This is a genomic window from Mucilaginibacter sp. NFX135, assembly GCF_048565145.1.
Classification (GTDB): Bacteria; Bacteroidota; Bacteroidia; order Sphingobacteriales; family Sphingobacteriaceae; genus Mucilaginibacter.
Window position 1 is genome coordinate 1,301,683 of sequence record NZ_CP183412.1, and the last position, 25,949, is coordinate 1,327,631.

Below are 25,949 nucleotides of genomic sequence, written 5' to 3' on the forward strand. Positions count from 1 at the left end.
AACGCTGCTTGAGTAAGTTTCAAAAGTTTGAAGATTTAGAGATTTGGAAAATAGCTGTTTCCATTGCTGTTCAAGTATATTCTTTATGTGATGCTGAGCCCATGAAATCTGATTGGGGGATGAAAGATCAGATAAGAAGAGCAGCCTGTTCAATGTCTGATAACATTGCTGAGGGATTTGAGTATAACAACAATCCTGATTTTATAAGATTTTTAAATTACTCAAAAGGGTCATCAGGAGAGTTTAGAAACAAGCTGGTGATTTTGCATAGGTCTGGTAAAATCAGCGACATGGTGTACAATGATTTGTATGCAAAAAGTATTGAATTTTCAAGTAAAACAAAGTCACTGATTGATTACTTAAAGAAATTCGAGGCAGAAAAGAAGAAAAAATAACATTTCAACTTTACAACATTCCAACCTTACAACAGTAAATGAATATACTGTTCAACATAAGTATTGTGCTATGCACCATTGCACTCATGGAATTGCTTTCTTGGGCTATGCATAAATACCTGTTTCATGGGCCGCTGTGGTTCATCCACAAAACACACCATCAGGAAAAACATAGCTGGTTCGAACTGAACGATCTGTTCAGTATAGGTTTTGCGGCCTTTGCTTTAGGACTGATGTGGATAGGGCACCTTAATCTGGACTATCACTTCTGGATAGGTACAGGTATCAGCACATATGGTATCATCTACTTTATTTTTCACGATTGGTTTATTCATAACCGCTTTAAAGCATTCAAAAGTAATAACCGTTACCTGGCAGGCATCCGCCGTGCGCATAAAATGCACCATAAATCCATGCAGAAAAATCCTTCGGAAGAGTTTGGGTTGTTGGTGGCGAACAGGAAGTGGTTTAGGAGGTAGTCTGAACTCGAATTAATGGAATTAAGGAATTTTAGAATTTCCTTAGTAGGTTTAATTCTGTTAATTCTAAAATTCTATAAATTCAAGTTCAGACAAATAGCCTTACACCGCTATCACATGTTTCCCTTTTTTGTAACCAATAGCTGCAAAATAAAGAATGAACAGGTATATAGGCAACAAGATCCAGTAGGAGGTTTGTGCTGCGGCTTCGGGACCTGCACTTGCTTTTGATTGATCAACCAGGAAACCGTAGACAGGAGGGAAAACCGCCGCGCCGGCTATCCCCATAACCAATAATGACGAACCGATCTTGGTAAACCTGCCCAGGCCCGATAAGGCCAATGGCCATATAGCCGGCCACATTAATGAATTGGCCAAACCCAGAAGAGCTATACAGCTTATTGAGGCATATTTAGGTACAAAAAGCGCTGCAGCCGTTAAGATCACGCCTAAAACAGCCGAATATACCAATGCCTTTTGTTGTGAAATATAACGGGGAATAAATAAAATGCCCGCGATATAACCGATAACCATACAAGCCAGCGTACCCGAGGCAAAATATTTAGCGGTAGATAGTGGGATATGATGTGCAACGCCATAGCTAATGATGGAATCGCCGGCTATAACTTCGGCACCTACGTACAGGAACAGGGCTATTACGCCCAGTATCAAATGGGGGAACTCGAATACACTGGTTTTGCCGGAATTGGCAGCAGCTACGGTTTCATCCTCATGATCGGTATCAATTTCTGGCAGGCCCGAAAAGTAGATCAGCACGGCCAATACTGCCAATACAATAACAATAAGCACGTAAGGCAAAATTACCCTGGAAGCAAGTTCATTGAGCTCGGCTATTTTTTGGGTAGCATCAAGCTTAGCGAGATTGGCAGTAAAGGCATCGATGTTTTTTAATACCACTGCGCCCAATGCGATAGGCGCCAGTACACCGGCAAATTTATTACAGATACCCATGATGCTGATCCGTTTGGCAGCGCTTTCGGGTGGGCCAACTATAGTGATATATGGATTGGAGGCTGATTGTAAAACGGCCAACCCTGAGCCTTGTACAAATAAACCGATCAGGAATATAGTATAAGTCCTGGTTAATGCCGCGGGTATAAATATGAGAGCGCCAACCGCCATAATAAGCAGACCCACCGCCATGCCATTTTTAAAGCCAAATAGTTTAAGCAACCAGGCCGATGGCTTTGCCATTAATAAATAGGCAATATAAAAAGCGCTGGCTACTAAAAATGATTCGATGTTATTAAGCTGACAGGCAATTTTTAAATAGGGTATCAATACAGAATTTAGCCAGGTTACAAACCCGAAAATGAAAAATAATGCACCTATAATAATAATAGGGTTAATACCCGAACTTTTTGCTGCCGGCTTTTCGGCTTTGATAACAGAATCCATTTCTTTTAGTTAAATTGTTAAGAACTTAATGAAGTTTCTAAAATAATTAAAAAAGTTGGTAGATTATATTGGTAATGTGAAAATTAGTAAAATTAAATGAGGATATATTCCTCTTATTTTGGTGATTTATATCATTCGTATGATTTTTCTGGATGATTTTTCTTTAAAAAACAGGTTGATAATGAGTTTTATTGATTTATCAAACGTTTGTGTGGCTGTTCTATGGGCAATACCTGTAAAAATCAAGATTTCGGAAAAAAATTAATTTATTGTGCGTTATTGGTTCTTCCGGCTATCAATATCAAAAATCTTCAATCCAAATTATAATTCCGAAATTCGGACGCTTACATTCATCGCCAGCATGAAAATACTAATAGTTAACAATACGTTGATACCGGCTGCCAAATATGGAGGCACCGAAAGAGTGATCTGGTGGTTGGGCAAGGAGCTTAACCGCCTGGGTCATGACATTGCCTATCTGGTGGGTGAAGGCTCTGCCTGTCCCTTTGCGAAAGTGCTGGTATATAATCCTGCTATCGACATGAACCTACAGGTTCCGGATGATGTAGACGTGGTACATTTTCATTTCCAGGTAAGCGGGTTTACCAAAAAACCATACCTTATTAATGTACACAATAACCCAGGTTACGGCCAAGTGCTGGATCAAAACTCCGTATTTGTATCTGCCAATCATGCTGCACGTCATGGATCAAGCGTGTTTATACATCATGGTCTTGATCCGGATGATTATCCCCGGCCCGATCTGCAACAGAAACGTACCCATACCCACTTTTTGGCCAAAGCCGCCTGGCGTGTTAAAAATGTAAAGGGCGCCATTGATATAGCCACCCAAACCGGCAATAAGCTTGTCGTATTAGGTGGTGCGCGTTTAAACCTGAAAATGGGACTGCGCTTTACTCCCAATTTAAATGTTCGGTTTAAGGGTATGGTTGATAACGCGCAAAAATCGGTAGTATTGAATGCTTCAAAGGCTTTATTGTTCCCGGTTTTATGGCATGAGCCTTTTGGTTTGGCTATTATTGAAAGCCTTTATTTTGGCTGCCCAGTGTTCGGTACGCCTTATGGCTCGTTGCCGGAGTTGGTACCGGCTGAGGTTGGCTTGTTGAGCAATAGCAAAACGACGTTAATAACAGCGCTTAAAAATGTAGACTCTTTTAGTAATCAGCACTGCCATGATTACGCCATGGAACATTTTACTGTTCAAAAAATGGCCAGACGCTATCTGGAATTATATGAAAAGATATTGAATGGCGAAACCTTGAACCCGGTTAGCCCGACACTGAAGGAAGCATCACCCAAGTACCTGCCCTGGAACGCATAAAATAATACTCATCCTCAATTCCCTCCCAACGGGAGGGGCGCGGCTGTGGTGTGTGTAAAGGCAGGGCGGGGTTTATACGCCGGGCATAAACTACATGATGCAGAAACCCCTTCCTCACCCTTCCCGAGGGAAGGAATCGCACCTGCCTCAGCTTTTGAAAAACTTGAAAAAGGTCAAAACTTTAAAGAATCTTAATCAGACAACAACGTAGTAATATTATAATGTGTTATTTTGTACCTAAATATCTCCGGTGAATAGTTCAGCAACCACTTTATCTCCCGCATATAAAAAGCCATACATTGTAGTGTTGGCCCTGGCTATATTGGTAAATATTGCCGGCATAGATATCAAATACTTTACCGACGATCCCAGTTTGTACAGTGTGCTGGCTCGCGGCATGGCGCAAAGCAATAATTTTACCGAACTCATTTATCACGGGAAGGACTGGCTGGATAAACCGCATTTTCCGTTCTGGATGGCTGCGCTGAGCTTCAAGGTTTTTGGTATCAATACCATCGCCTATAAATTACCGGCCCTGTTATTTTTCCTGCTATCGGTGGCGTACACTTATAAACTGGCCCGGAAATTTTACGATCTGGAAACCTCATTGATCGCCACACTGATCTTGCTTACCGCACAGCACGTGCTCATGTCAAACACCGATGTACGGGCCGAGCCTTATATCATGGGTTTGCTCATGGGAGCAGTATATCACTTTTATAAACTCAAAGAGCGTTTTGGTTGGGCCGATATTTTGCTCGGAGCTCTGTTTACTGCCTGCGCCGTTATGACCAAGGGTATTTACCTGCTCATTCCCATCGGCAGTGCCATTATAGGCGATTACCTGTTTAAAAAAGATCTTAAAAGCTTATTCCACTGGAAATGGCTGCTGGCATTTGTGTTGGTGTGCATATTTACCCTGCCCGAAATTTATACCTTATATATACAGTTTGATATACACCCCGAAAAAGTGGTGTTTGGTAAAACCGGTATATCAGGTATCCATTGGTTTTTGTGGGATAGTCAGTTCGGGCGTTTTAACAATAACAGCTTTATCCGCAACAGTCATGGCAGCGTGTTCTTTTTTCTTCATACCCTGTTATGGGCCTTTGCACCATGGATGCTGTTGTTTTATTACGCGCTCATCAGGCATATCGGTCAAATGATCAAAGGTGTAAAACTGCCCGAGTATGTTAGCATTAGTGGTTCAGTAGTAATGTTGCTGATATTTTCCGTATCTAAATTTCAGCTGCCGTTTTATACCAATATCCTGTTCCCCTTCTTCGCTATTATCACAGCCGGCTTTATTCGTGAAGTGATCCAACACAAAAGTAAATTCTTTACCATTGCTCAGTATACTATTGTTGCGTTATTGATCATCGCGGTAACGGTGCTCAACTTTGTTTTCGCCCCTGAGCGCTGGCAGGTGTTTATAGGGCTCTGTATCTTGCTCATTGGTGTCATCTTATATATTTATAAAAACAGCAGCAACCGGGAAAGGGCTTTGTTTTTATTAACAGCCGTAACGGGTTTATGGGTTAATACTTACCTCATGGGTGTGGTTTACCCCACACTGCTGAAATTTAAAGGCGATGTTCACGCTGCCGAATATATTAACCAGCATTATCCTAACGACGAAATCATAGCCGCTTTTAATGTCCCCAATGCTTTTGACTTTTATACCCATCAGCCGGTAACTTTTATGGAGATGGCCCAGGCCGTCACACACAACAATGCCCTTATCCTGATAGACGACGGCTTAAAAGCCGAACTGGAAAAGAACCACACCAATTTTCAAATAATACAGGCATTTTACAATTATCCCAACGAAAATATGCGACTACCGTTTATCATCAAAAGCAGCCGGCTGGGTAGCTTGGAGCGGTTTTATCTGGTGAGGGTGGATAAAGGTTTGTAGTGTTTTGGCGGTGGTGCGTTCCTCAGCATGATAAACGTGTTATATCGACCACATACTACTTTTGAGCTTAAAATGTAAGGTTTAAAAAGTTTTTCATCATAGCGGGATATAATAACCGCAGGGCAATAAAATAAAATTCCGAAATTCGCCCCCAATAAATCCGACATCGAACATCCGATACCCGACATCAAAAAAATATGCTGCAAATACAGGAAAACGTATCCCTCAAAAACTTCAACACCTTTGGCATCGACGCGTATGCCCGTTACTTTGTGGAGATAGCGCACGAGGATGAACTGGTAGAGTTGTTTGCCGATCTGCAATGGCAGCAAATTGACAGGCTGGTACTGGGCGGTGGCAGTAACCTGCTGCTGGTGAGTAATTTTGAAGGATTAGTGATCCGTATGAATATCCGCGGTATTGAACACCGCATCAGTCATAACGATGTTTTTGTGGAGGCCGGCGGCGGCGAAGTATGGAACGACCTGGTAAACTTCTGCGTTGCCCGCGGATATGCCGGTATCGAAAACCTGAGCCTGATCCCCGGTTCGGTAGGCGCATCGCCTATCCAAAACATCGGCGCTTACGGCGTGGAACTGAAGGATGCCTTTTTGAGTTGTCGTGCTTTTGAAACAGCAAGCGGTAATTTTAAAACATTTACCAAGGCCGATTGCAAATTTGGTTATCGCGAAAGTGTATTTAAAAATGAACTCAAAGGTTTGTACATTATTGTGTCGGTAAAATTCCAATTATCGCTTATTCCTGATATCAATACACAATATGGCGCTATTGGGCAGGAGTTAGCTAACCGGGGTATTACTACGCCTACAATCAAAGATGTGTCGGATGTTGTATCGCATATCCGGGTATCTAAACTGCCTGATCCATCAACCATAGGTAATGCAGGCAGTTTTTTTAAAAATCCCTTGATTAGCCAGGAAGAATTCAGCACGCTGCAGGCTAAATTTCCGGATGTGGTTAATTATCCAGGCGGCGACGGCCTTGTGAAACTGGCTGCAGGCTGGCTTATTGAGCAATGCGGCTGGAAGGGAAAAGTAGTAGGAAATACAGGTACCTGGAAAAATCAGGCGCTGGTTTTGGTGAACCACGGCGGTGCCACTGGCAAGGAAGTGTATGCTTTTTCGTCGCAAATCATAGACAGTGTGTACACTAAATTTGGCGTTATGCTACAACGCGAAGTAAATATTATTAGTTAAATAATTTTATTCTAATTAAACTTTTGGTTTCGTTTAGTGTCAATTGTATAACATTTTTGTTACGTAAGTTAATTTCATTGGTTTTTCATTTTGGTTAATTTTTGCCTTTAATGTTCTGCTTTTCAGTCCATTAATTGCCTGTATAGTGTAACTTTTACACTATTTATTTTTTCAGAAAAAATCTCTTTCGTCATTGTTCTGGTTAAAAGATCAATTTTTAAGTGGCATTATGGTTGCCTGAGTGTTGATACAAAACTTTAACAAAATGACAAAGATTGAGTTTAACACCCTAGTACTACGTCAGGCAAGTTCATTGAGGTCTTATGCACTTCATTTTACGCATGACGCAGATGATGCTAACGACCTTGTCCAGGACACAATGTTGAAGGCCATAACTTATTACAATAAGTTTAAAGAGGGTACTAATTTAAAAGGATGGTTATACACCATCATGAAAAATACATTCATCAACAACTATCGCCGTTTTGTTAAAATGAGCACTTTTGTTACCAAGTCAGATGAGATCTCTTCTCCAAACCTGGTGTACAGTTCAACAAAAAATCAAGGCGAAGCAAAATTTGTGATGGACGATATCAAAAGAGCGCTTGACCGCTTACCAGGAGATTATTATGTACCCTTCACTATGTACTTTGAAGGTCATAAATACCACGAAATTGCCGATCATCTGGATATCCCGATCGGTACTGTAAAAACTCGCATCCACGTAGCCCGCAAGTTACTGAAAAAGAACTTGAAAGCTTATGATAATGGCATTGCCAAACCCGTTTACGCAGAGAATTAATACGATTAAACTCAAAATATATATTATAGAAAAACCTGCTTTTTAGGCGGGTTTTTTATGCTTTTAATCCGGGACAGATCGTATATCTATACCACCAGACCCGTTTGAAGATCATAGGTATAGGATGTACCGTTGATTACTATTTTTACCCGGTGATTGCCCAGGAATTGAATAGTGCCCTTATAATCCCAGGTACCATCGGCGCCGCTGCCTTTGGTAGCAAAACTGGCCGAACCGCTGATAATATCCCCCTCTTTTGTTGGGTCGATGATGAGTGAGTTGAACGAGTAATTATAGCTGAAAATGCCTGTTTTTTCCGCAGTTGTTTTAGCCTGTAGATTAGTGTAAACATTCATGGAGCCGGTCATTGATAGCTGAGAATCCTTATTGCCCGGCGTTAATAGCTTCATATTGAGCGTTTCACCACTCTTGGTTAGTACAATATAATCATTGGATGTGATGGTAACGTATAAACTATCATACACACTGATACCCGAAAGCGAGCCGGCTGTACATTGTACGTTATATTTGATTTTGTTCCAGATGCTGAATTTGGCAGTGTCGCTCAGATCGAGTGCGAACTGGAAAGCGGTATCTATCTTAAAATCACAATCCGGTTGATGGGTTGATTGTACTTTCAGGCGTCCTTTATGGCTTTGATTCATATCATCGGGCATATTAGCGCCATCGGCAATATTGAATGAGCCATATTCGCCATACAGTATCTGTTTAAGGTTCATCACCACATTGCTGCTTACCACCTTGGTACTTACCGTGCTGGTATTGCCTTTGTTATTAATATTGGCCGATTTGATACAAGCCGAGTAACCAATAGCGATGCAGGCCAGTAATAAAAAGATGAGTCTGGGGTACTGTTTCATAAAAAAGGTTTGGTGTTCTGTTCAAATTTAACTTATTATCAATGAATTAAGACAAAAAGAAATCAAATTAATTTATGGGGATAAACAGACATGAATAGATCAATTTGATAATATTATCCGTGGAACATAACAAACAAAGCATCAATATACTACCAAACTAATAGGTATTTTCTTAATTTCGCAACCTCATACGTGTAAACAATAAAATGGACTATCAATTTAAAGATATAGAGCAAAAGTGGCAGCAGTTTTGGGCCCAGAACGGAACCTTTAAAGCTGAAGATAAAAGCGCCAAACCTAAGTATTATGTGCTGGATATGTTCCCCTACCCATCAGGCGCGGGGCTGCATGTGGGCCATCCGCTGGGTTATATTGCCTCTGATATTTTTGCACGTTACAAACGTTTAAAAGGTTTTAATGTGCTGCATCCTATGGGGTATGACAGCTTCGGTTTACCGGCCGAGCAGTATGCTATACAAACCGGGCAGCACCCCGCTATTACCACTGCAGATAATATTGCCACCTATCGCCGCCAGCTGGATCAAATCGGTTTTTCGTTTGACTGGAGCCGGGAAGTGCGTACCAGTTCGCCCGATTATTACAAATGGACGCAGTGGATCTTTATGCAGCTGTTCAACTCCTGGTATAATAAGGATGCAGACAAGGCCGAATCCATTACCAAACTGGCAGCACATTTTGAGCAAAAAGGCTCTGCCGGTATTAATGCCGTATGTGACGAAGAAGTTTTGACTTTTACCGCTGAAGAATGGAAAGCCTTAAGCAACCGCGAACAGCAAAATGAACTGTTAAAATACCGCCTGACCTATTTGCGCGAAAGCACCGTGAATTGGTGCGCCGCTTTAGGTACTGTTTTGGCCAATGATGAAGTGAAGGACGGTTTTAGCGAGCGTGGTGGTTATCCTGTAGAGCAAAAGAAAATGATGCAGTGGAGCATGCGTATTACCGCTTATGCCGAACGCCTGTTGCAAGGATTGGACACCATTGACTGGCCCGAACCACTGAAAGAAATGCAGCGCAACTGGATAGGCAAAAGCACCGGTGCAAGTGTCAAATTTCCGATTGAGAAAACTACTCACCACTCATCACTCACTACTCACGAATTCATTGAAGTTTTCACCACCCGGGTTGATACCATTTTTGGGGTTACCTTTTTGGTGATCGCGCCCGAGCATGAGTTGGTGGCTTCGTTAACTACGCCTGAGCAAAAGGTGGATATCGATGCCTACATCGCCCAAACCAAAAAGAAATCGGAGTTGGACAGGATGGCTGATGCCAAAACGGTATCGGGCGCCTTTACAGGTAGCTATGTGCTGAACCCACTGAATAATGAAAGGATCCCGATCTGGATAGCGGATTATGTATTGGCCGGATACGGTACAGGTGCTGTAATGGCTGTACCATCGGGAGATCAGCGTGATTATTTATTTGCCAAACATTTTAACCTGCCGATAGTACCTATTATCGACATACAAAATATTGAAACCGAAGCTGATCCCACCAAAGAGGGCAAGTATATCAACTCCGACTTTATGAACGGACTGGCTTACAAAGAAGCAACGGCCGCGGTGATTGCTAAGCTGGAAGCCATTGGTGCCGGCAAGGCTAAAGTAAACTTCAGGATGCGGGATGCCATATTTGGCCGTCAGCGTTACTGGGGCGAACCAGTACCGGTTTATTTTAAAGATGGCCTGCCTCATTTAATTGAAGAGAAGCATTTACCATTACTATTACCCGAGGTTGATAAATACCTGCCTACCGAAACCGGCGAACCGCCATTGGGTCGCGCCGAAGGTTGGAGCTATAAGAGTCAGGAATCAAGAGACAAGAATCAAGATGAGGCTGGCTACGCTTATGAACTAAGCACCATGCCGGGCTGGGCTGGTAGCAGCTGGTACTGGTACCGCTATATGGATGCGCATAATGACAAAGAGTTTGCATCCAAGGAAGCTATTGCTTATTGGAAAGATGTTGATTTGTATATTGGTGGCAGCGAACATGCTACGGGACACTTGTTATACAGCCGTTTCTGGAACAAATTTTTAAAAGATCTTGACCTGGTGATTGAGGAAGAGCCGTTTAAAAAGCTCATTAATCAAGGGATGATACAGGGGCGCAGTAACTTTGTTTATAGATTGATTGATGAGGAAGGTCGCGGAACTAATACTTTTGTATCTCACGGTTTGATTAAAGAGTACAAAACTTCGCCATTACATGTGGATGTGAATATTGTAGAGAATGAGGTACTGAACCTGAACAAGTTTAAAGAGTGGCGCCCCGAGTTTGCTGATGCTGAATTTATTCTGGAAAATGGCAAATACATTTGCGGGGTTGAAGTAGAAAAAATGTCAAAGCGTTATTATAACGTGGTAAACCCAGATGATATAGCCCAGCGTTATGGCGCCGACACTCTGCGTATGTACGAAATGTTCCTTGGTCCGTTGGAGCAGAGTAAACCATGGAATACCAACGGTATCGAAGGGGTGTTCAAATTCCTGCGTAAATTCTGGCGTTTGTTTCATAATGATGCCTGGGAATTTAGCGTAAGTGATGCAGAGCCGAGCAAAGCCGAGTTGAAATCGTTGCACAAGATCATCCGTAAGGTAGAAGAAGATGTGGAGCGTTTCTCATTCAATACCTCGGTTTCCAGCTTTATGATCGCGGTTAATGAACTAACCGATCTGAAATGTAACAACCGGGCCATCCTGCAGGATATGGTGATCGTGCTGTCATCTTATGCTCCGCATATTTGTGAAGAATTGTGGACCTTGTTAGGTAACCCCGCTGGTAGCTTGTCATACGCGCCGTATCCAAAATTCAATAGCGCTTACCTGGTTGAGGATGAGTTTGCTTACCCGATCTCTATCAACGGTAAAACAAAAATGAACTTGAATATATCACTAAGCCTGGAGCCAAAAGCTATTGAAGAGTTTGTTTTAGCCAATGCCGATGTACAACGGTACCTGGACGGAAAAGCTCCTAAAAAAGTGATCGTAGTAAAAGGCAGGATAGTGAATATGGTGGTTTAAGCCCCAGAAATCCCAACCTATTAATATCCAACACTGAATATCCAATGCCGAACATTGAAGTTTCGAATTTCGGTGTTGGATATTCGGAATTTGTCATTCGATATTATTTGTCCTCCTGTTTTTTCTTAGTATCAATAGGCTTTTATACCTTTCAGTAAAATATGATTGAACGGGATACCTCCAAAAAGCACATTCAACAAGTAGATTATATCCGGGCTATCGCTTCTTTGGCCGTAGCACTGTTCCATTTAGGGGGTAAAGCACTGCCGGTTTTAAAATATGGCTGGCTGGGGGTGCATATGTTTTTTCTGCTGTCGGGCTTTGTTATATGCTGGTCTATCCCTGCAGATTATACCTGGAAGATGGGCGGCCGTTTCATTGGCAAACGTATTACCCGTATCGAACCTCCTTACATCATTTCTATCGGACTGGTTATCATGATGAATTTTATTGTGCTGAGCCATTACAAGCCCGATTGGTTGAATATTATTTGCCATTTTGCCTATCTCAACTCGTTTTTAGAGAAACCCTATCTGAGCCCGGTATATTGGACGTTAGGCGTAGAATTTCAGTTTTATCTTTTTGTGGCCTTATGTTTTCCGTGGCTCAAGTCTAAATATGGCCCCTGGTTATTACTAATATTATGTATCGTTCCCATATTTGTAAAGATCCCGGGCAGTTTGCTGTTAGGTGTTTTCCCGGTATTTGGTTTAGGCATATTATATTACCTGTATCTGAAAAAGATTACCGACATTAATATAGCGTTGTTTCTGGGCGTTTTGATATTCCTCTGTTGTATTTATACGGTAGGCTGGTTACCGGCTGGTATGGCATCGGTTACTCTGTTACTATTGGCGGCGCCTTTAAAAAGCTATGCTATGGTCAGCTTTTTTTCAAAGATCTCCTTTTCATTATATCTTACCCATGATATTGTAGGCAGTCGCCTGGTGGTTTTTATGGGTACTAAACTTCCTAAAAACGTACTTTTTAAAGGCCTGGAGTTTTTAACAGGTATTGTGGTGAGTATCTTATTTGCATACCTGTTCTATTTAGTAATTGAAAAACCTTTCTTTAAATTATCAAAACGGATAAGCTATACTCCTATTAGTGAGGACTAACTTTCAGAATAAGTATTACAAAGAATAATGCTAAGGTTACACAATGTTAATATATCCTTAGTGTAACATATACATGACAATTGCTATTTTCCTAAAAAAATAAAAGTTTAGGGTGTAACATTTAATCTATTTTCGCCTCCAATTACGAAAATACTTAGAAATGAAACGTTTTTACATACTTATAGCACTTTTTTGTTTTGCACTTTCGGCGAAAGCCCAGTTTGGTGTAGGAGGGAGCGGGCCGACAACCACAGGCCGGATATCGGGTACGGTGATCGACTCAATTACCAAAAAACCAATGGATTACACTACCGTAGGTTTATACCGAAGTGGTGGTAAATCGCCGATTACCGGGGTGGTAACCGACGAAAAAGGTAACTTTAAACTGGATAATATTAAACCCGGTAGTTATAAATTGGTAATATCATTTATCGGTTACCCGGCAAAAACCATTGATCCGGTAGTTACTACTGCATCAAAGCCGGATAATAAAGTGGGCAGCGTGCTTTTGTCTCCAGGTTCTCATGCCCTTGCACAGGTTAACGTAGTTGGTCAGGCTCCGCTTATCGAAAACAAGATTGATAAAATTGTTTACAATGCCGAAAAAGATCTTACCTCAGCCGGTGGTAATGCTACAGATGTATTGCAGAAAGTACCTATGGTTGCGGTTGACATCAACGGTAACGTATCGGTACGTGGTGACCAAAATGTACGTGTATTAATCAACGGTAAACCATCGGGCGCTACATCGGCCAGTTTATCAGATGTGTTGAAAACCATCCCTGCCGATCAGATAAAAAGTATCGAGGTAGTAACCTCTCCGTCGGCTAAGTATGATGCCGAAGGTTCTGGCGGTATCATTAACATCATCACCAAACAAAAAAATGTATCGGGCATAAGTGGCTCCATAAGCGGAGGGGTGGGTACACGTCAGAATAACGGTAACATGAACCTCAACTATAATAAGAATCGCTTTAGCTTAGGTATCAATGCGGGCGGTAACTTAACCTGGCCGCAAACTTCTATCACTGACTTTGATCAAGTATTGAAAGATGATAACGGTAATCAACTGACACATAACTATAACAAGTCAACCAGCCGGATTAAAAGGCACGGGGCTATAGGTTCTGTTACAGCAGGCTATGAATTTAACGCGTTTAATAGTATTAACTCTACCTTCAGGCTTAATGACGGTGGTTTTAATATTGATGGTAGCGGTGTTAATAATATCGATAACGGTTCCATTCTACAATATACAAGCACAAGCATGTCACATAACCATTTTGGTGGTTTTGACTGGAGTTTGGATTATACACACAAGTTTAAAAAGGAAGGTGAGGAGTTAACTGTATCCGGACAGTGGAGCCATAGTAATATTACAACAGATTATACCAATTTATTTACTGCACAGAATCCGAGCCAAACCGGTGATAACAATGGTAAAAATAATGAGTATACCTTCCAGGCAGATTATACCCTACCGGTAAATAAGGTGTTGAAGATAGAAGCGGGTGGTAAAACTATTCAGCGTCGTATCAACAGTAACTATGATATATTCAATACTGATGATCAGGGAAATGGGGCGGTGCGCGACTCACTGAACTCAAATCTGTATGATTATACACAAAATGTATATGCCGGTTATACCGTGTTAACTTTTACACTACCTAAAAGCTGGTCGATACTGGCAGGTGGCCGTGTTGAAAATACCCGTATTAAAGGCGACCCGCGAAATCCTTTTCAGGATGCTAACAGCAATCTATTCCAGAATTTACAGCCGTTTAGCTCCAGCTATACCACTTATATCCCGAGCTTAACTATCCAAAAACAATTTGGCAACCAAACGCTTAAATTATCATACAGCAAACGTATACAAAGGCCAAGTCTGCAGTTCCTGAATCCGTTCATTAACCGCAGTAACATACAAAACCAAAGCGTAGGTAACCCTAATCTGGCACCAGAGGTATCGCAAACTATTGAGTTAGGATATAATACTTTTATCAAATCGTCTGTGCTGAACTTTTCGGTTTATTATAAAAGAACCAACAATCTGATAGAGGGCATTGCCGAAGGTTTGCCAGCTACTGAAGTGATCAGCGGTGATACCGTTAGAGGTACACGTACCACTTACCGTAACGTTGGGCGTAATAATTCATTTGGCGCCAGTTTCTTTGGATCGGTAAACCCGGTAAAAGCTTTAACAATAAGGGCAAGCATCAATGCCTATACTTATAGCCCAACTATATTTGATCAGTTTGCCGGCAGCGCTTCAAAAGTGGGTACTTATTTTCAATACACCGCATTTGCCAGCGCTTCTTACCAGTTTGAACATAACTTCCTGGTGGAGCTGTTCGGATTTAATAACTCGGCACGCAGAACTATACAGGGTACAAACCCTGCCTTTGGTATCTACGCGTTTGGTGTTAAAAAACAGTTCATGAATAAAAAACTGGCTGTTGGCTTTAATACTGTACAGCCATTTGCCCGCGATAAACATTTTGACCAAAATATCAGCAGCCCAACATTTACCCAAACCAGTTCAACGGCATTTCCATTCCGCTCTTTTGGTTTAACGTTTAGCTATAGCTTTGGTAAAACTACCTTCAGCAACCCTAATCAGAAAAAAGGTGTTAATAACGACGACCAGAAACAAGGTGACCAGACCGGTGGCCAGGGCGGTCCGGGCGGCAGATAAGTCGTTTCAGAATCAAGATGTAAGCGTCAAGAATCAAGACAAGAAAAAAAGCTCCCGGTCATATGACCGGGAGCTTTTTATTGACCTAAAAAACCACCGCCTATGGCGGTAGGTCATGGTCAAAGGCTAAGCCGGTTTTCGTAACTTAGCATAGTGACGAAGTATAAAAAATTATCACATAGCTTTTACTATTGTGTCTATCACATTGTTTGGACACCGAAATACCGTTTCCGGGTTTTGCGTGATATTGTAGCAGATGCCCTTGATGATAAGATACGTTCGCTCTGTGCATGGAAAGATGTAGAAATATTAGAGATGAATATCATGCCAGATCATGTGCATTTAGTGTGTAGTATAGCGCCGAAGATGAGTGTAAGCGAGTTTATGGGGATACTCAAAGGTAAGACGGCGATGATGATGTTCAAGAGTTATCCGACGTTACGAAAAAAACCTTACTGGGGGAATCATTTTTGGAGTAGGGGATATTTTGTGAGCACAGTAGGAGTTGACGAAGAACGGATCAAGCGCTATGTAAAATATCAGGAGGATGAAGATCGGAAAGAAGATGGCTCAACAGATCTGAAACTATTTTAATGAATGTCCCCTTCAGGGGTAAAGCAAAAGCCCCCACCTCAGGTGGGGGTTGTTTACTATATTATCTAATAATATATAATCCGTCCGTCATTGAGGTACGAAGCAAAAGCTTTACCCAATCCCCTCTAAAAAAGTTACCATGTGTACACAAGTTGCTATGCTCCGTTAGGAGCTACCTGTTTGTAGCAGATCAAATCAAAAAACAAGCTTGCTCCATAAGTAACCTCTAATTAGCAGATAATCGCATTTGCTATTGGGTAACCTCATGGAGCAATGTCATTATTTAAGGGATTTTGCAAACCCGATGGGGTTAAAGCTTTGTAGAAAAAAACGGTTCCCATTCAGTGCCGTAGGTACTGTACCCTGGTTGCATACCTACGGCATGCTTAATGCGTGTTTTTTATTTGCTACAAAGCTTTTACTCCTACGGAGTATCCTTAAATAATGACATTATTCTATGAGGCAAGAGTATAAATTTAAGGGCTACAAACAAGTAGCTTCTAACGGAGTATATTATCCTGTCGGTTGTTTTTGAGATGTGTCCATACAGCGGCCAAAGGAGGAGTTTTTGCTTAGTGCTTCGCAACAACATGTTTTTTATCAAAAGTCTTTGTTCCTTGTTCCAATAATCTTTAATCCCCTCAATGAGCTTCTACATTAATACCGATCTGTTTCAGTAGCAGCGAGGCGTTAAAGGTTTTGCATTCACCGTGTTTTATCTTATAATCAAACAGCATTTCGCCGTCTTTAACCTGTATGTCAAAATAAAAATTGCGTACGTAATCGGGATATTTGGTTTCCAGTTGGGCAATCTGCAGATCATGAGTGGCTACCATGCCTACCGCTTTTTTGGCTATCAGCTGTTCAATTACGGCTTTTGAGCCCAGGTATTTATCAACCGAGTTGGTGCCTCTAAGCATCTCATCTATCAGGAAAAATATCTTGGGCTCATTTTGTACCGCGGACAGCAACATTTGCAGGCGGTCAAGTTCGGCTTTAAAGGTGGATGTGCTTTCATTCAATGAATCTTTAATGCGCATATAGCTGATAATGGTAATGACCGATACCTGCATGCTTTTGGCACATACAGGCGCCCCGCAAAGAGCCAGTATGGTATTAATACCGATGGTACGCAAAAAGGTGCTCTTGCCCGCCATATTTGATCCGGTGATAATATCTATCTTAAGGGCATCATCTAGTTCATAATCGTTTTCAATACGCTTGGTGGCATCAATAAGCGGATGGGCCAATCCCTGTGCTGTCAGCGTATATCCTGATCTGTCATCAATTTCCGGGAAATTCCATTCCGGGTAATTAATAGCTAATCCCGCTAAACTGAGCAGCGCCTCAAACTCGGCTATTACTTCAAAAGCAGCTTCGAGGCTTTGATTATTCTGACGTTTCCAGTTCTCAATGGCTATTACCTGGCGTATATCCCACAAAAAAAACAGATTAAGCACAAAGGCGATGATCATATTCAGATGGTAATTTAGCTTATTGATCAATGAGGCCAGTTCTTTTATTTTGTTGGATGTTTGCCCGGTTTTGAGCTGTTGGGCCAGATCGGTATTATAAGCCGCCTGCCATTTCTCCTCTTCAATACGTTCAAAAACGTCGGCATAATTGGCCAGGGTATTACCTATTTTGCCCGCTATCAGATCGGCCTTTTGGATATACGCAGCTTTAGAAAAAACCAGGCTCATATTGACGAGGCCCACCAAAATAGGTACCAGTTTTATCACTGGGAAAAACCAGGCCAGTATCAACAATCCGGTGAACAGGTAAGGTGCTATCCTGGTGTAGCGATCGAGCCATTTTTCGCCCGGCATGTTCAGCGATAGGTACAGATATTTGAAAAGGTTGGGTAGTTGATTAGCGTCTTGCTTTAAAGCGAATAGTAGCCGGGTCTGGATATCCAGTTTCCAGTTGTTTTTTGCGGCGACCTCCTGTACTGCAGTTTGCCGCGAAAGGATAGCCTCCTTTGCAGATGGCTTATCAAACCACTGTTCCAGCTTATTGTTGCCGGTTGAAGTAGCCGTGCGGTTTACCAGTTGGTAAAGGGAGGCATTACCAAAAATATCAAGATCAGATGTATAATAATGCTTTTCGTTAGCAAACCGGGCCCCATCGTTATAAATATTGGCATGGGTTAGTATGTTGTCAATCTCGTTCAGGTTCACCTTTTGCAGGTCCTCAAAATATTGTTTCTGGCGCTCATATTTGCTTTGTCTTGATACCAGCCAGGCAAAAGCGAAAACAAGTACTACAAATGCACCGGCTACAATACTAAAATTATCAAACTGTACAGCAATATAAATAGCCACTACAATAAGCGCGAAGATACTGAGCCGGAGCAGAGAGTAGGTGTTGGCCAGTTTTTTGTATTTACCGGCTTCCTCGCCGGCTGCTGCCGCACGTTGCTGATAATCATTTATAATATCCTGTTGCATAATTGCTGTTAAAAAATTGTGGCTAAATAAACACATATATTTTAAATAAACGTTTATTTGGGAATTATTTAGCCTCCCCTAAACAGCAAGGCCAAAGGACTTTTGTGAACCCTCTCTTTTGGAGTGGGCAGGGTGAGGCTAAACGTTTATTTGTTCAATATATGAAGATCACTTTTTTAACCGTTGGTAAAACAGAAGATGCTTATTTAAAAGAGGGTATCGACAAATATGTAAAGCGCCTGAAGCATTACGCCAAACTGGAATTGGTTGAAATTAACGAACTGAAAAATACCAAAGCCCTGAGCGCCGAACAGCAGAAGGCTAAAGAAGCTGAACTGATACTCAAAAAAGTCACCCCGCTTGACCACCTAATATTGCTTGACGAAAAAGGCATTGAATATTCATCAACCCAGTTTGCTGCTTATATCAATAAAAAAGAGATCAGCTCGTCGGCCAATATGATATTTGTTATCGGCGGTCCTTACGGTTTTGATCAATCCGTTTATCAACGTGCGAATGATAAAGTATCCCTGTCACGCATGACCTTCTCGCACCAGATGGTCCGCCTGTTTTTTGTGGAACAGCTTTACCGGGCCTATACCATTATTAAAGGTGAGCCCTATCATCACGAGTAAATTTGTCTGAACCGTGATCATAGGATTTTGGGATTTAAAGATTATTAAAAAGTCTTGGTAATCCTTTAACCCTGTGAATCGTGGTTCAGACATCTGCACATCTTGTTTCAATTGTGAACTTCTGATTAAGACTACAATTTGCACATCTGGAATTTGCATATCTGCACATCAAAAAGCCTATCTTTGTTAAATGTCAGCAGGTCACGATCATTCACACGCAGGTCATCATCATGACCATGCCCCCAAGCTCGATCATTTGAATACCGCGTTTATTGTCGGTATACTATTAAATTCCATTTTTATAGTAGTTGAGGTAATAGCCGGTTTAACAACACATTCCTTATCGTTATTAACCGATGCTGGTCATAACCTGAGCGACGTAGCCTCATTGGCGCTGGCCCTGCTGGCCTTTAAGCTCACTAAAGTGAGTGCCAATAGTAAATATACTTATGGCTACAAGCGATCAACCATTATTGTATCATTTTTTAACGCGTTAATCCTGTTTGTAGCGGTAGGTTTTATCCTTTACGAAGCAGTGGTTCGCTTTATGAACCCCGAAGTAGTATCCGGCGGTACCATGGCCTGGGTGGCTTTTATCGGTATTGCTATTAATGGTTTTACTGCGTGGCTTTTTGTAAAGGATAAGGATAAAGATTTGAACGTAAAAGGCGCCTATCTGCACATGGCTGTTGATGCCATAGTTTCATTTGGTGTAGTGGTATCTGGTTTAATTATCTATTTTACAAAGATCTATTGGATCGATAGTGTAGTGAGCGTAATTATAGGTATTGTGATACTACGTGGTACCTGGAGCCTGCTTAAAGACAGCCTGCGCCTGGAAATGGATGGTGTACCTGCCGAAATGGACCTGGGAAAGATCAAAGCCGAACTGATGAAAAGCAAAGGTGTTGTTGACGTACACCACATGCACGTATGGGCCCTGAGCACCACCGAAAACGCGCTGACCGCCCACCTGGTGATCAAACCCGAGTCCATGGCCGATTTTGACAACATCAAACACGACTTGCGCCACCGCCTGGAACACCTCGATATTAACCACAGCACCTTTGAACCCGAGTTTGCCGACGAAAAGTGCAAACAGCCGGAATGTTTGTAAGGAATGAGTTATCCGGTCAACTATAAAAATATTACTGCTGATATAGATTTTTATCAGGAGCTCGATGTAATGCATAAGGAAGCCGAAAACTATCTGCTTGGTTTTAAATGGTGTCAGGAAATAAAGAACAGTTTTCTTTATACTAATCTGGGGGGAGTGCTCTGCATTTTTCTTTTCGAGATCATAAATACACAAAGTAGCGAGGACAACTTTTTATGGATGATGGTTGGGGATTTTCCACCCATGTACCTGGATGTTTATGGGCCAAAAACAACAAAACATGTAGTTGAGGATTATATTAATCTGGCCCAGGATTGGATTGATCAAGTTAAAAAAGGAATCCCGGTAGTTGATTGTTATCCATTTAATGCAGAACCTACATTGGAATTGGCTGAACGCTTGGAAAAAAGAGTTCTGTTTATGAAAAATAAATTATTGGATAATATGGACGATATCTCATGTCAGCTAAGTAAATAATTCTTATTAATTTAAGACCATTATTTAAACTACCATGAGCACATCAAACAGACGCAAATTTATAACCACCACGGCTGCTTTGGCAGCCGGAACCATAGCAGCATCAGCCATGCCATCATCAGATTATCAAAAAGACGAATTTCCGGTAGTTCACCATGTATTTTTCTGGCTTAAAAACCCAGGTTCAATAGAAGATCGTGATAAATTAGTAGCCGGTGTAAAAACCTTAGCCAAAATAGAAACCATCAAAAAACTCAAAGTAGGCGTTGTAGCCAGCACCGAAAAGCGCGACGTGGTGGATAACAGCTGGGCGGTATCCGAACTCATGTTCTTCAGCGACCTGGCCGGACAAGCCACTTACCAAAGTCATCCTATACATCTGGAGTTTATCAAAAACTGTAGTCACCTTTGGGAAAAGGTTATTGTGTATGATGCTGTGGATGCATAAACATAAAAAAATACGTCATTGCGAGGTACGAAGCAATCTCTTACTTACAGAGTCGCTCTCTATAGCTTAGAGATTACTTCATACCTCGCAATGACGTGATGGATATTGAAAGTATTGTGAATAAAAAAGCCGAAGTTATTCGGCTTTTTTAGTGGCTTTTTTAGCTTTTGCTTTAGGTGCCGCGCCAGATGCTGATTCGGCAACCTCTTCAACAGCAACCGGGGTTTTAACAACCGGAGCAGCAGCGTCTTCTGCTGGAGCAAGGGCTGGATCTGGCTCGTTAAAAAGTGGCAGATCTTTTAACAGTTGATACCATGATATTATTTTTTTCATGTCCGAAGCATAAACTTTCTCTTCGTCATGATCTGGGGCTACTTCAAAAAAGAACTCCCTTAATTTTTTACCGTCGGCTTTGGCGTCGGGGATGCTGGCAGCACTTTTCATCTGCTCAAATACATCAGTCAGCTTAATATCGTCATCAACCCCAAAAATGGTGATCTCACTCAGCGCCGCTAATTTAGCAGTCGACAGGTTGGCTACCAGTTTGGTTTTTAGCGCATCAAGGCTTTCCAGCACATAACCATTTTTGTTTTGCGCCAGGGCTTTCCATAAACCCGGTTTGCCGGATACGGCTACAATTCCTTGTAAATTCATATATTTTGGTTGATTAAGTGAGCAGTTGATTGAGTTAAGTAGTTGATCTGTTTTAGAAATTTAAAACCAGTCAACTTAATCAACCACTCACTATTCACTTAGTCTTCTATTACTTCGATGGTTAAAATTTTGTCGCCCTGACGGATAGCGTCAACTACTTCAACATTTTCAATCACTTTACCAAAAACGGTGTGGTTGCGGTCTAAGTGAGCCGTATTATCGCGGCTGTGGCAAATGAAAAACTGTGAACTGCCGGTATTACGACCAGCATGAGCCATTGAAAGCACGCCACGGTCATGATATTGGTTATCGCCTGTTAGTTCGCAATCAATTTTTTGATCAGAGCCACCTGCACCGGTACCGGTTGGGTCGCCGCCCTGAATTACAAAGTTTGGGATAACGCGGTGAAAGGTCACGTTGTCATAAAATTTTGATTTCGCTAATTTTTGAAAGTTAGCAACAGTATTTGGGGCATCTTTGTCGAAAAACTCAACAGTCATATCGCCCTTTTCGGTTTTGATAATCGCTTTGCTCATTTTATTTGTTTTTTGGAAAACAGTTGGCAAAGGTAATAATTTTGAGGTGAAAGGGAAAAGGCTTAAAGCGAAAAGCTTAAGGCTTAAAGCTTTTTATATCATCATTGATATACGGTAATACATTAAGCGTTTATTCGTTACATTTGAATACATCTACATACATAATTACAGATTAGTGACCCATAAAATTGATCAATATAACTCTCGCCTTTCCCTGGCAAAGCTTTTTGCTTTCTGCTTTCTGCTTTTGGCACCTATCTTTTCTAAAGCCGCATCAATCCTGCTCCCGATGGATGATGAGCAGAAAGATCACCTCAAATCGTACGGTATCGCTTTCTGGACTTTGAAGAATGGTGAGGAAGTGGATTGGCTGCTGAACTATCGCGGCGGCAGCTTTATGATGAAGTACGATCAGAAGATAGAAGAGGAATGTAAAGTACGCGGGGTAAGCTACCAGGTACTGGCCGATGCCAAGGTAAACGAGATATTGACCGAGGTAAGCGACCCGTCGGTTAATATGGATGTGATCAAGCTGGAAAAGGCGCCCAAAATGGCTGTGTATTCGCCTAAGAACAAACTCCCCTGGGATGATGCTGTTACCCTGGTGCTCAAATATGCAGAAATACCATATGATGTGGTTTATGATGAAGAAGTAATTCGCGGCGACTTGCCTAAGTACGATTGGCTGCACCTGCATCATGAGGATTTTACCGGGCAGTACAGTAAATTTTACGGAGCCTATAGATTTGCCCAATGGTATACCGACGATATAAAAGGCCAGGAGGAACTGGCCCATAAATTAGGGTTTAAAAAAGTATCCAAAATGAAACTGGCGGTTGCCAAAAACATCCGTGATTTTTGCGCTGGTGGCGGCTTCCTGTTCGCGATGTGCTCTGGTACCGATACTTTTGACATTGCCCTGGCTGCTGCGAATACTGATATCTGCGAAAGCATGTTTGATGGTGATCCGGCCGATCCGGATGCGCAGTCGAAACTTGATTTTACCCAAACTTTCGCTTTTCAGAACTTTACGCTGGATATGAATCCCGTATCGCACCAGTTTAGTAATATTGATGTAACCGGCAGCCGCCAGGTAGAGCGCACCCGTGATTTTTTTACGCTGTTTGATTTTTCAGCCAAATGGGATGTGGTACCCAGCATGCTCACACAGGATCATGACAAAGTGATTAAGGGTTTTATGGGATTGACCACAGCCTTTAACAAAAGCATGCTGAAGCCCGGAGTAACCATTATGGGCGAAATGAAAACGGCTAACGAAGCCCGTTACATACATGGCGAATACGGCAAGGGGCAATGGACATTTTACGGTGGTCATGATCCTGAGGATTATCAACATGCCGTAGGCGACCCGCCAACCGATCTGAAACTACACCCTAATTCGCCAGGTTACCGGCTTATACTCAACAACGTATTGTTTCCGGCAGCCAAAAAGAAGAAACAGAAAACGTGATGTATAGGGCCCTGTTTCGGGTTTCGGGGTTCGTGTATTCAGAAGAATATTATAATACAAGCCTCAATTCCTCCGGACCTCGCAACCCGCTCCCCGCATCTCAATTATAAAACGTCCAGCTTACGCCGAATTTGAGGAGGCGGTCCTGTTGCGGATATCGGTTCACGGTATAATATCCCTTGCTTGACAGACCCTGGTTGGCATAATCATACATCAGGAATAAATTAGTGCGCTGCAACGTAGCTTTGAAATATACCGATGCAATCGGGTAAGATGAAAAAGTAACATTTGGCCCGTTATAAAACTGACCCAAACCAACCGCGTACGAAGGTGCCACATATTCCGAATTATAACGCACATTTATCCCAAAAGCCGATTGCAATACATTGAAAAATGTTTTGGTGAGGTACAGGTTGCTGTAAGTATATACCTCGGGCGTACGAAGAGTTGACTGGTAGTCGGTTTTTTGATAAACTATATAGTTATCAAAATGCAGGCTGCGCCATTTTAAACTTTTACCAACGCTTACTTTCAATAAGTTGATATCGCTGCTTAATTGCGTTGGATGCGCATCGTTGCCGCCATCCTGCGCGGTAAAATACAGGTAGTTAGATATAAGGAAATATTCCACCTTTACATCAAACTTTAAAGGAGCATTGATATAGTTGAAAGATAAACTGGTAGTTTTTTGATTGCTGAAATCGTTATGAAAAATATAATGATTGGATATCCAGTTGGTATATACCAGCGGCGGCGAACTATTTTGAGTATAAGCCTCTAAAACTACTTTACCCACGCGGCCACCTCCGGCAAGATTAAGTTTGGCATCGTACAAATAATTACCAAAGTCGCGCCCCTGCACAATCTGTCTGAAATCGGCATCCAAGCCTATGCGGTCACTAAAACGGTAGCCCAGTTTCGCTTTAAGGGTAATATCCTGGAAAGTGGTATTTTGTACCTTGTCCTGGCGTATATATTTAGCACCATATTGGTTCAATGCGGTATCACTTACAAATTGGGCGTAATGCCAAAAATCGTGCACCAGCCCAAGGTCCAGCTTCAGCTCGTTTTTAACAAACTTGACTGATTTACTGCGCAGATAAAAACTGTATGAAAACTCATTCTGAATGTGTGTGTATACCGTAGAATCGCGCGACCGGTTATTGCTGTAATAATAATCGGGGAATACGTTATAGGTATCAACACCGCTCTCGATATAGTTATACCTGCCATTTTTGATGTTCAGCGTATGTGCCACGCGCTGTGTAGGTAAAACCTTGGAGTTTTCCTTACCCTTATTTAGGCTATCAATACGGCCCAGGTAGTAAAACTGCTTAATGTATATGCCCTTATCGTTCCAGTTTTCGTAACTGTTGGGTAAACGGACAGGAGCGTTTGCTTTAAAAAATACGGTGCCTTTAGCGCTGGTGAAAACAGAATCGGTCAATATTGATCCGGTTTCAGGGGCTTTCAGGTTGTTAAACGTGGCATTTGCCAGCAGGTTATAACGTTTGCTTTTCGACTCGTACCAGGTAAATATAGCCGCGTTTAAACCGCTTACGTTTTGCCCCAATACACTGCTGCTACTATAATAGCCTTTGGAGCCATTAAAATTTAAATTAAAACCAACGTTCCAGTTGGGCTTAATGTTTTGGGTATGGATCACCTTAAATAGCTGCTCTGCCGAACTGCCAAAACCATTGAAAAGCGACAGGTTGGAGTAGGCTACCCGCGTATTATAATAATTAATATCCTGTGGTTGAATGGTGTAAATGTCCAGAGCATGCAGGCCCATGTCAAAACCAATAGTTTTAACAGGCTCAAACAGCAGGCTTCTTTGCGAAACCCCGGTATAGCCCAGGTGTATGCGTGGATTGCGGGGATCAAGCAGCGGGCTGTAGTTTTCAAAACGGCTTATACCGGTATCAATAGCAAATGTTTGGGTACTGTCGTTAAGCAACTGCTCGTTGGTTACGCGGATGAATTTTGAATTGTAAATTACAGAATCGTGCTTATTCTCTTCCTTTTTACGCAGGCTGTCCAGTAATTCGTCATCACTCACCTGCCTGGTTTGTTTGAGTGTATCCCGGGTAGGTAAGGGACGTTGCCGGCCGGTTTGGTTATATTGCGCAAAAGCGCTATGTGCCGATATGAACAGCAGGAACAATAAAATATATTTAAATGGCTTACGTCGCTCAAGAGTCAGGATGTTAGAGTCAGGAGTCAAGATAAAAGCGCGCTCATTTAAACTATG

At 41.9% G+C, this 25,949-nt stretch carries 21 protein-coding genes; 15 read left to right on the plus strand and 6 right to left on the minus strand.

What is annotated here, in order from left to right; genetic code table 11:
* Nucleotides 1–8 precede the first annotated feature (8 nt).
* Nucleotides 9–395, plus strand: coding sequence for a four helix bundle protein (locus ACNURT_RS05675; RefSeq protein WP_419700912.1), 387 nt, complete (start codon nt 9–11; stop codon nt 393–395).
* A gap of 38 nt (nt 396–433) precedes the next feature.
* The gene (locus tag ACNURT_RS05680) at nt 434–874 is read left to right on the plus strand and encodes a sterol desaturase family protein (protein ID WP_419700913.1); all 441 of its coding nucleotides are present in this window, start codon (nt 434–436) and stop codon (nt 872–874) included.
* A 102-nt stretch (nt 875–976) separates the two neighbouring features.
* On the opposite strand, the gene ACNURT_RS05685 is transcribed toward ACNURT_RS05680, so the two are convergent.
* A complete protein-coding gene (locus ACNURT_RS05685; protein ID WP_419700914.1) occupies nt 977–2,293 on the minus strand; it encodes a sugar MFS transporter in 1,317 nt (438 codons plus the stop codon).
* A 361-nt stretch (nt 2,294–2,654) separates the two neighbouring features.
* Here ACNURT_RS05685 and ACNURT_RS05690 point away from each other — a divergent pair, with 361 nt between their 5' ends.
* The 4 genes from ACNURT_RS05690 to ACNURT_RS05705 all read left to right on the plus strand — a co-directional run bounded on the left by ACNURT_RS05690 (nt 2,655) and on the right by ACNURT_RS05705 (nt 7,572).
* Entirely contained in the window at nt 2,655–3,635 is a 981-nt protein-coding gene (locus ACNURT_RS05690; protein WP_419700915.1) for a glycosyltransferase, read from the plus strand.
* Between the two features lie 250 nt (nt 3,636–3,885).
* Nucleotides 3,886–5,553: an ArnT family glycosyltransferase gene (locus tag ACNURT_RS05695; RefSeq protein WP_419700916.1), complete on the plus strand. Its 1,668-nt coding sequence runs from the start codon at nt 3,886–3,888 to the stop codon at nt 5,551–5,553.
* 158 nt (nt 5,554–5,711) lie between these two features.
* Nucleotides 5,712–6,770, plus strand: coding sequence for a UDP-N-acetylmuramate dehydrogenase (gene murB / locus ACNURT_RS05700; RefSeq protein WP_419702112.1), 1,059 nt, complete (start codon nt 5,712–5,714; stop codon nt 6,768–6,770).
* A 265-nt stretch (nt 6,771–7,035) separates the two neighbouring features.
* Nucleotides 7,036–7,572, plus strand: a complete 537-nt coding sequence (locus ACNURT_RS05705) for an RNA polymerase sigma factor (RefSeq protein WP_370998944.1) — start codon at nt 7,036–7,038, stop codon at nt 7,570–7,572.
* Between the two features lie 86 nt (nt 7,573–7,658).
* Here ACNURT_RS05705 and ACNURT_RS05710 read toward each other — a convergent pair whose 3' ends face one another.
* Nucleotides 7,659–8,453, minus strand: coding sequence for a hypothetical protein (locus ACNURT_RS05710; protein WP_419700917.1), 795 nt, complete (start codon nt 8,451–8,453; stop codon nt 7,659–7,661).
* A 206-nt stretch (nt 8,454–8,659) separates the two neighbouring features.
* Between ACNURT_RS05710 and leuS the strand changes: the two genes are divergently transcribed.
* From leuS to tnpA, 4 genes are all read left to right on the plus strand, one after another.
* Nucleotides 8,660–11,500: a leucine--tRNA ligase gene (gene leuS / locus ACNURT_RS05715; protein WP_419700918.1), complete on the plus strand. Its 2,841-nt coding sequence runs from the start codon at nt 8,660–8,662 to the stop codon at nt 11,498–11,500.
* 161 nt (nt 11,501–11,661) lie between these two features.
* Nucleotides 11,662–12,618, plus strand: coding sequence for an acyltransferase family protein (locus ACNURT_RS05720; RefSeq protein ID WP_419700919.1), 957 nt, complete (start codon nt 11,662–11,664; stop codon nt 12,616–12,618).
* A 160-nt stretch (nt 12,619–12,778) separates the two neighbouring features.
* Nucleotides 12,779–15,313, plus strand: coding sequence for a TonB-dependent receptor domain-containing protein (locus tag ACNURT_RS05725; RefSeq protein ID WP_419700920.1), 2,535 nt, complete (start codon nt 12,779–12,781; stop codon nt 15,311–15,313).
* 153 nt (nt 15,314–15,466) lie between these two features.
* A complete protein-coding gene (gene tnpA, locus ACNURT_RS05730; RefSeq protein WP_419700921.1) occupies nt 15,467–15,907 on the plus strand; it encodes an IS200/IS605 family transposase in 441 nt (146 codons plus the stop codon).
* A 641-nt stretch (nt 15,908–16,548) separates the two neighbouring features.
* Here the strand turns inward: tnpA and ACNURT_RS05735 are convergent.
* Nucleotides 16,549–18,357: a MutS-related protein gene (locus ACNURT_RS05735; protein ID WP_419700922.1), complete on the minus strand. Its 1,809-nt coding sequence runs from the start codon at nt 18,355–18,357 to the stop codon at nt 16,549–16,551.
* Between the two features lie 161 nt (nt 18,358–18,518).
* Between ACNURT_RS05735 and rlmH the strand changes: the two genes are divergently transcribed.
* The 4 genes from rlmH (at nt 18,519) to ACNURT_RS05755 (ending at nt 21,034) form a co-directional block, all read left to right on the plus strand.
* On the plus strand, nt 18,519–18,992 hold the full coding sequence (gene rlmH, locus ACNURT_RS05740; protein WP_419700923.1) for a 23S rRNA (pseudouridine(1915)-N(3))-methyltransferase RlmH: 474 nt from the start codon (nt 18,519–18,521) through the stop codon (nt 18,990–18,992).
* A gap of 190 nt (nt 18,993–19,182) precedes the next feature.
* Nucleotides 19,183–20,109, plus strand: a complete 927-nt coding sequence (locus ACNURT_RS05745; protein WP_419700924.1) for a cation diffusion facilitator family transporter — start codon at nt 19,183–19,185, stop codon at nt 20,107–20,109.
* A 3-nt stretch (nt 20,110–20,112) separates the two neighbouring features.
* A complete protein-coding gene (locus ACNURT_RS05750) occupies nt 20,113–20,586 on the plus strand; it encodes a hypothetical protein (RefSeq protein WP_419700925.1) in 474 nt (157 codons plus the stop codon).
* 34 nt (nt 20,587–20,620) lie between these two features.
* A complete protein-coding gene (locus ACNURT_RS05755; protein ID WP_370998952.1) occupies nt 20,621–21,034 on the plus strand; it encodes a Dabb family protein in 414 nt (137 codons plus the stop codon).
* A 135-nt stretch (nt 21,035–21,169) separates the two neighbouring features.
* On the opposite strand, the gene ACNURT_RS05760 is transcribed toward ACNURT_RS05755, so the two are convergent.
* Together ACNURT_RS05760 and ACNURT_RS05765 are read right to left on the minus strand one after the other, a co-directional pair.
* Nucleotides 21,170–21,688 carry a DUF5606 domain-containing protein gene (locus ACNURT_RS05760; RefSeq protein ID WP_419700926.1) on the minus strand — a complete coding sequence of 173 codons (519 nt, stop codon included), beginning with the start codon at nt 21,686–21,688 and terminating at the stop codon, nt 21,170–21,172.
* 98 nt (nt 21,689–21,786) lie between these two features.
* The gene (locus ACNURT_RS05765) at nt 21,787–22,224 is read right to left on the minus strand and encodes a peptidylprolyl isomerase (protein WP_370998955.1); all 438 of its coding nucleotides are present in this window, start codon (nt 22,222–22,224) and stop codon (nt 21,787–21,789) included.
* A 289-nt stretch (nt 22,225–22,513) separates the two neighbouring features.
* Between ACNURT_RS05765 and ACNURT_RS05770 the strand changes: the two genes are divergently transcribed.
* Nucleotides 22,514–23,695, plus strand: coding sequence for an asparagine synthetase B (locus ACNURT_RS05770; protein WP_419702113.1), 1,182 nt, complete (start codon nt 22,514–22,516; stop codon nt 23,693–23,695).
* 100 nt (nt 23,696–23,795) lie between these two features.
* Here the strand turns inward: ACNURT_RS05770 and ACNURT_RS05775 are convergent, their stop codons facing one another.
* Nucleotides 23,796–25,862: a putative porin gene (locus ACNURT_RS05775; protein WP_419700927.1), complete on the minus strand. Its 2,067-nt coding sequence runs from the start codon at nt 25,860–25,862 to the stop codon at nt 23,796–23,798.
* Nucleotides 25,863–25,949: the final 87 nt, after the last annotated feature.